This window comes from Streptococcus sp. ST16 (genome assembly GCF_046098135.1).
Classification (GTDB): Bacteria; Bacillota; Bacilli; order Lactobacillales; family Streptococcaceae; genus Streptococcus.
This window is the reverse complement of sequence record NZ_JBJUSE010000009.1, coordinates 22,870-35,190: the sequence shown is the minus strand read 5'-3', so window position 1 is coordinate 35,190 and position 12,321 is coordinate 22,870. Positions and strand designations below refer to the sequence as shown.

Annotated in this window: 8 protein-coding genes; all 8 read left to right on the top strand. The window is 40.4% G+C overall.

Translation table 11 applies throughout. The features are described from left to right. Positions 1 to 39: 39 nt before the first annotated feature. The 8 genes from ACIY14_RS06605 (at position 40) to ACIY14_RS06570 (ending at position 12,268) form a co-directional block, all read left to right on the top strand. Complete coding sequence (locus ACIY14_RS06605) at positions 40 to 591, top strand: GNAT family N-acetyltransferase (RefSeq protein ID WP_409002013.1); 552 nt, start codon at positions 40 to 42, stop codon at positions 589 to 591. 162 nt (positions 592 to 753) lie between these two features. After that, the gene (ccdA2, locus tag ACIY14_RS06600) at positions 754 to 1,464 is read left to right on the top strand and encodes a thiol-disulfide oxidoreductase-associated membrane protein CcdA2 (protein ID WP_409002012.1); all 711 of its coding nucleotides are present in this window, start codon (positions 754 to 756) and stop codon (positions 1,462 to 1,464) included. 13 nt (positions 1,465 to 1,477) lie between these two features. Further along, positions 1,478 to 2,041 (top strand): redoxin family protein, encoded by a 564-nt coding sequence (locus ACIY14_RS06595; protein WP_409002011.1) that lies wholly within the window; start codon positions 1,478 to 1,480, stop codon positions 2,039 to 2,041. Between the two features lie 9 nt (positions 2,042 to 2,050). Then, the gene (msrB, locus tag ACIY14_RS06590) at positions 2,051 to 3,163 is read left to right on the top strand and encodes a peptide-methionine (R)-S-oxide reductase MsrB (protein ID WP_409002010.1); all 1,113 of its coding nucleotides are present in this window, start codon (positions 2,051 to 2,053) and stop codon (positions 3,161 to 3,163) included. Between the two features lie 70 nt (positions 3,164 to 3,233). Further along, a complete protein-coding gene (locus ACIY14_RS06585; RefSeq protein WP_409002009.1) occupies positions 3,234 to 3,971 on the top strand; it encodes a response regulator in 738 nt (245 codons plus the stop codon). Then, on the top strand, positions 3,968 to 5,659 hold the full coding sequence (locus ACIY14_RS06580; protein WP_409002008.1) for a sensor histidine kinase: 1,692 nt from the start codon (positions 3,968 to 3,970) through the stop codon (positions 5,657 to 5,659). The genes ACIY14_RS06585 and ACIY14_RS06580 overlap by 4 nt, the downstream gene beginning before the upstream one ends. A gap of 109 nt (positions 5,660 to 5,768) precedes the next feature. Beyond that, the gene (locus tag ACIY14_RS06575; RefSeq protein WP_247917651.1) at positions 5,769 to 6,332 is read left to right on the top strand and encodes a TIGR01440 family protein; all 564 of its coding nucleotides are present in this window, start codon (positions 5,769 to 5,771) and stop codon (positions 6,330 to 6,332) included. A gap of 2 nt (positions 6,333 to 6,334) precedes the next feature. Then, entirely contained in the window at positions 6,335 to 12,268 is a 5,934-nt protein-coding gene (locus tag ACIY14_RS06570; protein ID WP_409002007.1) for a ZmpA/ZmpB/ZmpC family metallo-endopeptidase, read from the top strand. Positions 12,269 to 12,321: the final 53 nt, after the last annotated feature.

Genomic DNA, 12,321 nt, shown 5'->3' with positions numbered 1-12,321 from the left:
TTTAGCTTGAGCCTTAAGCTTAGAAAGCGAGGTAACATTATGAAAGCAATCGGTACGCAAATGTTACAGACTGAACGTTTAATCTTGAGAAGATTTGTGGAGAGTGATGCGGAAGCCATGTTTCAAAATTGGGCTTCATCCGCTGAGAATCTGACCTATGTCACCTGGGATCCCCATCCGAATCTTGATGTGACTCGAAGTTCGATTCGAAATTGGGTTGCCTCTTATACCAATCCCAACTATTACAAATGGGCGATTTGTCTCAAAGAAAACCCTGAGCAAGTGATAGGAGATATCAGCATCGTTGAGATGAATGAGTCTGATTCAAGTTGTGAAATTGGGTATGTTTTAGGAAAAGATTATTGGGGAAATGGTATGATGACAGAGGCCTTGAAAGCTGTGTTAGACTCTTGTTTTACTCAAGCAGGCTTTCAAAAGGTCAGAGCTCGTTACGCCAGTCTCAACCCAGCTTCAGGTCGTGTGATGGAGAAGGCTGGAATGTCCTATCTAAAAACCATTGCCAATGGTGTGGAGAGAAAAGACTACGTTGCGGACCTTATTTATTACCAGATAAGCAGGGAAGACAGGTGATTTCTTTTCTGTTTCTATCAAAGTCAGACCTTGTCTGGCTTTTTTTGTGCCAGATTTCTGAATAAACTGATTAAATTCCTATTTTTCCCTATCATTGTCCCTGTTTTATCTGGAGTTTTGGAGCTATAATAGTCCTATCAAATCAAAGAATGGAGGAAGGCAATGGACAATGTATTCTTTTTTATCAGTGTTTTTCTTGCTGGAATTCTTTCCTTCTTTTCTCCTTGTATCTTACCCTTGTTACCGGTCTATGCAGGGGTCTTGTTGGATGACAAAGATGGTGCTCAGGCTTCTAGCGGAAAAATTTCAATCTCACTTGTTAGTTTAGTGCGAACTCTGGCCTTTATAGCAGGGATTTCTTTTATCTTTATCTTACTGGGCTATGGAGCTGGTTTTTTAGGCAATTTGCTGTATGCTTCTTGGTTTCAGTATGTGACGGGTGCGGTTATCATTCTCTTGGGCTTGCACCAGATGGAAGTTTTACATTTGCAGGGACTCTACAAGGAAAGAAGGCTACAATTAAAGAGACAGGATCAAAACGCTAACGGTTATAGTCAGGCATTTTTACTGGGGTTGACCTTTAGTTTTGCTTGGACTCCATGTGTAGGTCCGGTTCTGGGGTCTGTTTTGGCTTTGGCGGCTTCAGGTGGTTCAGGAGCTTGGCAGGGAGCTGGTCTCATGTTAGTTTACACGCTGGGATTGGCGCTACCATTTTTGGTTCTAGCTCTCGCCTCCAGCTATGTTTTGAAACATTTTCGAAAACTCCATCCTTATCTCGGAACCCTCAAAAAAGTGGGTGGTTTCCTCATTATCGTGATGGGAATCTTGGTGCTTTTGGGAAATGCTTCCATTTTGACTACATTATTTGAATAGAGAGGAAAAAGAAATGAAAAAATGGCAAACATGTCTCCTTGGAGTAGGATCAATCTGTTGTTTGGCAGCCTGTTCGGCTAACAACATGGCAGACGAATCAACTATGAAGGAGCAAACAAAAACAGAACAAGTCAGTGCGCAAACTGCGACTAAAGGTCAGGCAGTCAATGATTTTGAACTGATGGGAGTAGATGGCAAGACCTACCGCTTGTCTGATTACAAGGGCAAGAAAGTCTATCTCAAATTCTGGGCTTCTTGGTGTTCCATCTGTCTAGCTAGCCTTCCAGATACGGACGAAATTGCTAAGGATGCAGGTGATGACTATGTGGTCTTGACAGTGGTGTCACCAGGCCACAAGGGAGAACAAGCTGAAGCAGACTTTAAGAATTGGTACAAGGGATTGGATTATAAAAATTTTCCAGTTCTAATTGACCCGTCAGGCAAACTCTTGGAAAGTTATGGTGTTCGTTCTTATCCAACTCAAGCCTTTATAGACAAGGAAGGCAAGCTGGTCAAAACACAACCAGGTTTTATGGATAAGGATATGATTTTAAAAGAATTGAAAGAAATGGGGTAGGGAAAAGTCATGAATGATAAAGTAAAATTGTTTGTCTTGGCAGGGGTCATTCTCCTAGCCCTAACCGGTTTCTATTTTTTATTGATGCGAAATGCAGGGCAGACAGATAGCTCACAAATTGAGAAAGCGTCAGTTAGCCAAGGAGGAAAAACAGTGAAAAAAGCAGAAGTCAGTAAAGACGCAGACTTGCACGAAATTTATCTAGCTGGAGGATGTTTCTGGGGAGTTGAGGAATACTTCTCACGCGTTTCCGGAGTGACAGATGCCGTTTCAGGCTATGCAAATGGTAGAGGGGAAACAACTAAGTACGAATTGATTAACCAAACAGGGCATGCGGAAACCGTCCATGTCACCTATGATGCTAACCAAATTTCCCTCAAGGAAATCCTGCTTCATTACTTCCGGATCATCAATCCAACCAGCAAAAATAAACAAGGAAATGATGTGGGGACCCAGTATCGTACCGGCGTTTATTACACAGATGACAAGGATTTGGAGGTAATCAACCAAGTCTTTGATGAAGTGGCTAAGAAATACGACCAACCTCTAGCAGTTGAAAAGGAGCCCTTGAAGAATTTTGTAGTGGCTGAGGATTACCACCAAGACTATCTCAAGAAAAATCCAAATGGTTACTGCCATATCAATGTTAATCAGGCGGCCTATCCCGTCATCGATGCCAGCAAATATCCTAAACCAAGTGATGAGGAATTGAAGAAGACCTTGTCACCTGAGGAGTATGCCGTTACCCAGAAAAATCAAACAGAACGAGCTTTTTCAAACCGCTACTGGGATAAATTTGAATCCGGTATCTATGTGGATGTCGCAACTGGTGAACCCCTCTTTTCATCAAAGGACAAGTTTGAGTCTGGTTGTGGCTGGCCTAGTTTCACCCAACCAATCAGCCCAGATGTTGCCACCTACAAAGAAGATAAGTCTTACAATATGACACGCATGGAAGTAAGAAGCCGAGTTGGAGATTCTCACCTTGGCCATGTCTTTACAGATGGACCACAGGACAAGGGGGGCTTACGCTACTGTATCAATAGTCTCTCTATCCGCTTTATTCCCAAAGATCAAATGGCAGAAAAAGGCTATGCTTATTTACTAGATTATGTTGATTAAGAGGGCTTTCCTAAGCAGTTAGAGGAGAATTTTGCTATACTGATACTAGTAAGTGACAAAGGAGAGAAGCATGACCTACACAATCTTAATCGTAGAAGATGAATATCTGGTAAGACAAGGCTTGACCAAGTTGGTCAATGTAGCAGCCTACGATATGGAAATCATCGGTCAGGCTGAAAATGGAAGACAGGCTTGGGAATTGATTCAACAACAAGTGCCGGATATCATTTTAACCGATATCAACATGCCTCAGCTAAATGGCATCCAGTTGGCCAGTCTGGTACGAGAAACCTATCCACAAGTGCATTTGGTCTTTTTAACGGGTTACGATGATTTTGATTATGCCTTGTCTGCTGTCAAACTCGGTGTCGATGACTATCTGCTCAAGCCCTTTTCTCGTCAGGATATTGAGGAAATGTTATGGAAAATCAAGCAAAAACTAGACAAGGAAGAAAAGGAAGAGCAGTTACAAGATTTATTAACCGATAAGTTTGAAGGAAACCTGGCTCAGAAGATCCAGTCTCATCTGGCTGATAGTCAGTTTAGTTTAAAGAGCTTGGCCAGTGACTTGGGCTTTAGCCCAACTTATTTGAGTTCCTTGATTAAGAAAGAGTTGGGCTTACCTTTTCAGGATTACCTGGTGAGAGAGCGTGTCAAACAAGCCAAGCTCTTACTTCTGACCACGGATTTAAAGATTTATGAGATAGCCGAAAAGGTTGGCTTTGAAGATATGAACTACTTTACTCAACGTTTTAAACAGATTGCAGGTGTGACACCTCGTCAGTTTAAGAAGGGGGAAGGTCGATGAAGCGTTCGTCTCTCCTAGTCAGAATGGTTATTTCCATCTTTCTAGTCTTTCTCATTCTTTTAGCTCTGGTTGGGACTTTCTACTATCACTCTAGTTCTTCAGCCATTGAGGCTACTATTGAAGGCAATAGCCAAACGACCATTAGCCAGACTAGCCACTTTATTCAGTCTTATATCAAAAAATTAGAAACCACCTCGACCAGTTTGACCCAGCAGAAGGATGTCCTGGCCTATGCTGAGAATCCCAGTCAAGATAAGGTCAAGGGAATCCGAGATTTGTTTTTGACCATCTTAAAGGCAGACCAGGACTTGAAAACTGTTGTGCTGGTGACCAAATCCGGTCAGGTCATTTCCACTGATGACAGTGTGCAGATGAAAACTTCCTCAGATATGATGGCTGAGGATTGGTACCAAAAGGCCATTCATCAGGGAGCTAAGCCAGTTTTGACACCAGCTCGTAAATCAGACAGTCAGTGGGTCATTTCTGTTACTCAGGAACTGGTTGATGCAGAGGGGGCCAATCTTGGAGTGCTTCGATTAGACATTTCTTACGAAACCTTGGAAGCCTATCTCAACCAACTCCAGTTAGGCCAGCAGGGTTTTGCCTTTATCATCAATGAAAATCATGAATTTGTCTACCATCCTAAACGTACTGTCTATAGCTCAGCGAGTGAAATGGAGGCCATGAAACCCTACATCGAGACGGGGCAGGGCTATACGCTAGACCATCAATCCTACGTTAGTCAGGAACAGATTGCAGGTACTGATTGGACGGTTATAGGCGTGTCTTCGTTGGAGAAGTTAGACCAGATTCGGAGTCAACTCATGTGGACCTTGCTTGGTGCTAGTGTCTTATCTCTTCTTGCCTGTCTCTGCTTGGTGTGGTTCAGTCTCAAACGCTGGATTGCCCCTTTGAAGGATCTGAGAGAAACCATGCTGGAAATTGCTTCTGGTACACGAAATCTGCGTGCTAAGGAAGCTGGCGCCTATGAACTGAGAGAAGTGACTCGCCAGTTTAATGCCATGTTGGATCAGATTGATCAGTTGATGGCAGATGTGCGCAGGCAGGAAGAAGCAACCCGGCAGTATGAACTTCAAGCACTGTCGAGCCAGATTAACCCCCATTTCCTCTATAATACTTTGGACACTATCATCTGGATGGCTGAATTTCAGGATAGTCAGCGAGTGGTTCAGGTGACCAAGTCCTTGGCAACCTATTTCCGCTTGGCGCTCAATCAAGGAAAGGATTTGATTTCTCTTTCTGATGAAATCAATCATGTCCGCCAGTACCTCTTTATCCAGAAACAACGCTATGGTGATAAGTTGGAGTATGAGATTGATGAAGAGCCTGACTTTGATAATTTAGTCTTGCCTAAACTGGTGTTGCAACCTCTTGTAGAAAATGCTCTTTACCATGGCATCAAGGAGAAGGAAGGTCAGGGACATATTAAAGTTTCTGTTCAGAAACAGGATACAGGGCTTGTCATCCGCATTGAGGATGATGGCGTTGGCTTCCAAGCTGTGGGCGATAGTAGTCAAAGTCAGCTCAAACGTGGGGGAGTTGGCCTACAAAATGTCAACCAACGACTCAAACTTCATTTTGGAGACAATTACCAGATGAAGATCAATTCTGTACCCTCAAAAGGGACGACGGTTGAAATATACATTAATAAAATAGAAATTAGCTAACTCCCAGTCTATTCTGGGAGTTTTGCTTTTAAAATTCAGAATGATTAGTTGGCCTTGATAAAATCAGTAAAAAAAGATATGATAGATAGTGACAAAAGAGGTATCAAGTATGAAGGAAAAAGACATTCAAAGAGCAACAAGCCAGATTGTAGAAGATGTAATAGACAAAGCTAATTTGAAGCAAGGAGCTATCTTTGTTTTGGGCCTTTCTTCTAGTGAGGTGATAGGTGGTCAGATTGGCAAGGAATCCAGTCAAGAAATTGGGGAAATCATCGTGAAAACCATCCTAGATATCCTAGAGGAAAAAGGAATTCATCTAGCTGTTCAAGGTTGTGAACATGTCAATCGAGCCCTCGTCGTTGAACGTCAGGTGGCAGAGCAGTTTGGTCTGGAAATCGTCAGTGTCCTTCCGACTCTTCATGCGGGAGGTTCGGGTCAGTTGGCAGCCTTCAAGTTTATGCAGGATCCAGTTGAGGTCGAATTCATCAAGGCCCATGCTGGATTGGATATCGGAGATACTGCGATTGGCATGCATGTTAAGCATGTTCAGGTTCCGATTCGCCCTCTTTTGAGAGAAATTGGGCATGCCCATGTAACAGCTCTAGCTAGTCGTCCCAAACTAATCGGAGGTGCGCGTGCGCAGTATCCAGAAGATTCTATCAGAAAGTCGTGAGAATGAAAAAGACAAAACAACAACTAGAAAAAATCACCAAATATTCGATTCGTAAGCTCACTGTTGGTGTAGGTCCTGTAGCCATCGGGGCCTTTCTTTTTGGTGCCAGTACCCTTTCAGTAGATAAAGTGCATGCCAATGAAGTTGGCGGTGCTCATAGTGTTCATTACCGTTATTTGGCGGAGCAGGAATTGACCGAGTCTGAAAAAGCCCTGATTCACCATGAAGTTCCTACAGAATTTCAAGATGAAGATATTCTCTATGTAGTTTATCGCAAGAAAGCAACTAACAGTCAACAACTTCCTTACACAGGAAGTAAAGAACTAGCCTTGGCTGGTCTTGGATTGGCAACAGCCTCACTAGCGGTTCTATTAGTTTCTAAGAAACACCGTAGTAAAGTACTTGGTATTCTGTTAATTAGCTCTATCGGCGTCAGCAATTTTGTACCTTTTACTACCTTTGCATTTGAAAATAAAGAGTTACTTTCTTATAACCAAACTATTTCTGCATCTACACATGAAGGTTTGGCTGAAGGGATTATCCATATTGATGGCTATGAATACATTGGTTACTTCAAGGAAGCAGAACTCCACCCATCAAGACCAGCTTCAGCTGAGAAGCCTCAGTTGCCAGTAGAAAAGCAAAGTGCAAATGAAATCGAGAAAACAGAAGTAGTTCAAGAAACACCGACTGTTGCGCCAGAAACTGTCGTTGAAAAACCTGTGGCACAAACTTCGGTTGCTCCTGCTGTTGAAGAAACACCAGTTTCTGAGAATCCCCAGATTAGACAGGAAGAGAGCTTGGTTGAGATTCCTTTTGAAACGGTCACAAGCCCAGATGCGAATCTAGCAGAAGGACAGACTCGTATCGTCACAGCCGGAGTAAATGGTCAGCGTCGTCTTGTAACCAAAGTTTCGATGGTCAATGGTCAAGAAGTTAGAGAAGTCATCGAAGACCAAGTATTCCAAAATCCTGTGTCGCAAGTCATTGCAGTCGGAACTAAGAAAGAGGTGCAACCTGCTCCAACTCCAGTACCACAAGCTGAACCAACTCACCAAGTAGCTAAAGGTACGCAAGAAGAAGGCAAAGAAGGTCAATCTTTAACGCAACCCGAATTACTAGAGGTTACAGTAGAGTCTAAAGGAACTCAAGAGGCAGGTAAAGAAGGTCAATCCTTAACGCAACCATCCTTACCAGAAGCTACGATAGATGCCAAAGGAACTCAAGAATCTGGCAAAGAAGGTCAAGCTTTAACTCAACCTGCATTACCAGATGCTCCAGTAGAAGTAAAAGGTACACAAGAGGAAGGTAAAGTAGGTCAAGCTCTTGTACAAGAACAGTTACCTGAGTACAAAGTAACTGAGGGAACCCTTGTTGAAACATCGACTACAGACCTAGACTACAAAACTGAAACGACTGAGGATCCAACCAAGTATACGGACGAAGAAACTGTCGTAAGAAATGGTGAAAAAGGTAGTCAAGTTACTAAAACAACTTATAAAACAGTAGAAGGTGTTAAAACTGACCAAGTTCTTTCAACTAGCACAGAAGTTACCAAGGAGCCTGTAAACCAACAGGTAAGTCGTGGGACAAAACCAATTGAAGGAACTCTTGTAGAAGAAAGTCTTGAAAAGATTCCATTTAAGGAAGTTGTTAAAGAAGATGACCAACTGAAAAAAGGCTTAGAAGTTGTAGCTCAAGAAGGAAAAGAAGGCCAGAAAAAAATCACCAAAACCTTTAATACCATTAAGGGAGTTAAAACAGAGGACGCTCCAAAAGTTACAGAGGAAATCCTTGAGGCACCTCAAGACAAAATTTTGAAACGTGGTACCAAGACCTTTGAAAAACCAGTATTGACCATCACAGCAGTTGAGCCTAAGGATTTGAAGCGTACTTCAGATGTTAAGTATAGTCTAGAAAATCCAAGTAAGGCAGCCATTAAATCTATTACCTTAACTCTGAAAAAAGGTGATGAGATTGTCAAAACCTTGAATGTTTCACCAGACGACTTGACAACTACCCTGACAGATTTACAGTACTACAAGGATTATAAACTTGAAACGAAGATGGTTTATGACCGTGGTGAGGGTGATGAGGAAGAGGTTCTGAAAGAAGAACCGCTAAGACTTGACCTTAAAAAAGTTGAAATCAAAAACATCAAAGAAACAAGCTTGATGAGTGTGGATGATGCTGGTGTTGAAACAGATAAGAGCTTACTTACTGAAAAACCGACAGACATTGCTCCACTTTACTTACGAGTGACAACTCATGATAATAAGACAACAAGACTTACGGTAAGTTCTGTTGAAGAAGTGGTTGTCGATGGAAAAACATTGTACAAAGTGGTAGCAAAAGCTCCAAACTTAGTTCAACGTAGAGCAGATGATACTTTCAGTGAAGAGTATGTTCATTACTTTGAAAAACAAAAATTAAAAGAAGGTAATGTATATTACAACTTCAATGAGCTTGTAAAAGATATGCAAGCTAACCCAACGGGTGAGTTTAAACTTGGTGCGGATCTTAATGCAGCAAATGTTCCGACTCCGAATAAACAATACGTGACGAACATTTTTAAAGGTAAGTTGTATAGTGAAGGTGATAAACGTTATACCATTCACAATCTAGCTCGACCATTGTTCAACCGTGTTGAAAATGCTCATATTCATGACATCAACTTTGGTAATGTGAATATCAATATGCCGTGGGCTGATAAAACAGCTCCACTTGGAGATATGTTTAAGAACTCAACGATTGAGAATATTAAGGTTACGGGTAATGTGGTTGGTAATAACGACGTTACAGGTATGATCAACAAACTAGATGAATCCAATATGCGTAATGTAGCCTTTATCGGTAAAATCGAAAGCGTGGGTAACAAAGGTTGGTGGTCTGGTGGACTTGTAAGTGAAAGCTGGAGAAGCAATGTAGATAGTTCTTATGTTGAAGCTGACATTAAAGCCAACAATGCTAAATTTGGTGGATTGATTGCCAAAGTCAACCATGGTGGAAATCCAAATGATGTTAAACAAAAAGGTCGTTTAACTAAATCTGTGGTCAAAGGGACATTGACACTCAAAACCAATAATCAAAGCGGTGGTTTAATTCACGAAAACTATGACTGGGGTTGGGTTGAGAATAACGTCAGCATGATGAAAGTGACAAATGGTGAAATGATGTATGGTTCAGGGTCAGTTGACTCAGGTGACCCATACTTCGGATTTGATTACTTCAAGAACAATGTGTATGTGAACGATGTTGCATCAGGTAACGTTTCTTATAACCGTTCAAAACAGATTAAGGGTATCGACCAAGCAGAAGCGGATAAACGGATTGCTTCGTTCAATATCACAGCCGATAAATATGAAATCACACCATATTTGACTGATAAATTAAATCACGTAGCGTATAAAGAAGACACGTACAAAACTACTCAAGATTATAATGCAGAACGTGAACTTGCTTACCGAAATGTTGAAAAACTTCAACCGTTCTACAATAAAGAGTGGATTGTGAATCAAGGTAATAAGACTCCTGAAGGATCTAAATTATTAACTACAGAAGTATTATCTGTGACAGGTATGAAAGATGGGCAATTTGTAACTGACTTGTCAGATGTTGATCATATTATGATTCATTATGCTGATGGTACTAAGGAAGAAAAAGTTGTCACACGTAAAGCTGATTCTCAAGTCCAACAAGTTCGTGAATATAGTATCGAAGGTCTTGGTGACGTCGTTTATACACCGAATATGGTTGTTAAAGATAGAACACAATTAATCAACGATATTAAAGCAAAATTAGCAGGTGTTGAATTGATTTCACCTGAAGTACGTGCGTTAATGGACAAACGTAACAAACCAGCTGAGAATAGTGACAATCATAAGAACAATTACATTCGTAACTTGTTCCTTGAAGAAAGCTTTGAAGAAACGAAAGCTAATTTAGATAAATTAGTCAAAGCTTTAGTTGAAAACGAAGACCATCAATTGAATAGTGATGATGCGGCTATGAAAGTTCTTCTTAAAAAAGTGGAAGACAATAAAGCTAAGATTATGATGGGTCTTACTTATTTAAATCGTTATTATGGATTTAAATACAATGATATGAGCATTAAAAATCTTATGATGTTCAAGCCTGATTTCTATGGTAAGAATGTTAGTGTTATCGATAGATTAATTCAAATTGGTTCACGTGAACACTTCTTGAAAGGTGACCGAACTCAAGATGCTTATCGTGATGTGATTGCGGGAGCAACAGGTAAAGGTAACTTAAATGACTTCTTAATATATAATATGCAGTTATTTACAGAAGATACTGATATGAATGTGTGGTATAAGAAAGCTATTTCTCATACTAACTATGTAGTTGAGAAACAATCATCTAACCCTGATTTTGCTAATAAGAAATATCACTTATACGAAAACTTAAATAACGGTGAACATGGTCGATACATTTTACCACTTCTTAATACGAAAAAGGCTCACATGTTCTTAATTTCAACGTACAATACGCTAGCGTTTAGTGCATTTGAGAAATATGGTAAGAATACAGAATCTGAACGTGAAGCGTTTAAGAAAGAAATCGATTTACGTGCACAAGAGCAAATTAATTACTTAGACTTCTGGTCAAGACTTGCTGCTGATAATGTACGTAATCAATTGTTGAAATCTGAAAATATGGTTCCATCAGCAATTTGGGATAACCAAGATGTTCCAGGTAATGGATGGGCTGACCGAATGGGTCATAATAAGAATGGTGACTATGCTCCAGTTCGTGAGTTCTATGGACCTACAGGTAAATGGCACGGATATAACGGTATGGGTGCGTATGCTTATATCTTTTCTAACCCACAAAATTCAGAAGCTGTATACTACATCATCTCTAGTATGATTAGTGATTATGGTACATCTGCATTCACTCACGAAACAACTCATATCAATGACCGTATGGCCTACTTAGGAACATGGCGTCACCGTGAAGGGACAGATATTGAATCATTTGCTCAAGGTATGCTACAATCGCCATCTCTTACAAACTATAATGGTGAATATGGTTCACTTGGATTAAATATGGCGTACGAACGTAAAAATGATGGTACACAAATTTATAACTATGATCCTAATATGTTAAGTAGTCGTGAGAAGATTGATCACTACATGAAGAACTATAACGAATCAATGATGATGCTTGATTACTTAGAAGCAGAATCTGTCATCAAGAAAAATACTGGAACTAACGATAAGTGGTTCAAGAAAATCGATAAGAAATATCGCGAAAAAGCGAGCTATAATAAGTTAGAAGGTGCACCACATCAATGGGATTTAGTTCGTGATTTAAATGATGATGAGAAGATTATGAAACTGACAGCTATTGATCAACTTGTAGATAAAAACTTCGCTACTAAACACGGGCTACCAGGTAATGGTCATTACCGTACTGAAGGATTCGATTCTGCTTATACTGTTGTGAATATGATGACTGGTATTTACGGTGGTAACACAAGTAAGAGTACGGCTGGCTCAATCTCATTTAAACACAATACATTCCGTATGTGGGGCTACTACGGTTACCTTGATGGATTCTTAGGGTATGCATCTAACAAGTATAAACAAGAATCTAAAGCAGCCGGTAACGTAGGTCTAGGTGATGACTTTATCATCCAAAAGGTTTCTAAAGGTAGATTTAATACATTAGAAGAGTGGAAGAAAGAATGGTATAAAGAAGTCAGAGCTAAAGCTGAGAAAGGTTTTGTAGAAATTGAAATTGATGGTCAAAAGATTTCAACATATGAAAAACTTCAAGAGCTATTCGATGCTGCAGTTGAAAAAGACCTTCAAGGTAATAAATTTGATAATACAGTGAATCTTAAATGGAAAGTTTACAAACAACTCTTGCAGAAATCAGACGGATTTACTGGAGATTTATTCACTAAATAGTAGATAGGACTAGTAAAATGAAAAAAGGTAGATCAGCTTTGTCTGTATCTGCC